The organism is Inquilinus limosus MP06, from assembly GCF_000767795.1.
In the GTDB taxonomy this organism is placed as follows: Bacteria; Pseudomonadota; Alphaproteobacteria; order DSM-16000; family Inquilinaceae; genus Inquilinus; species Inquilinus limosus_E.
Genome location: NZ_JANX01001164.1, coordinates 1 through 413 on the forward strand (window position 1 = coordinate 1; position 413 = coordinate 413).

1 protein-coding gene is annotated in these 413 nt (G+C 78.0%); it reads right to left on the bottom strand.

Annotated features, from left to right (window positions below):
• A partial coding sequence (locus P409_RS35790) for a phosphorylase family protein (protein ID WP_458574389.1) occupies positions 1 to 232 on the bottom strand: 232 nt, incomplete at its 3' end.
• Positions 233 to 413: the final 181 nt, after the last annotated feature.

Below are 413 nucleotides of genomic sequence, written 5' to 3' on the forward strand. Positions count from 1 at the left end.
CCGTCGTCACGGCGGTGCCGATCACCAGGGCGCCGGTGGGCAGGTCCGGCGCCAGCCCACCGGCGATGCCGAAGCTGAGCAGCGCGGTGGCCCCCTGCCCCGCCAGATCGCGGGCCAGCCGCTCCGCCCGGGCCGGGTCGCTGGCCGAGCAGGCGACCAGCGGCGAGACCCGCCGCGCGATCTCCGCCTCCCGCGCCAGGCCGGTCAGGATGCCGAGCATCAGAGACGCCAATCCAGCAATCCTCCCCCTCCCCTCGCGGGAGGGGGTAGGGGGAGGAGGTTGTCGATCGAGGGGCGCCCCGGCGGCCAATCAAGAGCCTGGGCGCGCTTGGTCGCGATACGAGGTGCCAGCGCTGTTCGGCGCGAGCGCGCGCGCGCGCGCGCGCGCGCGCGCGCGCGCGCGCGCGCGCGCG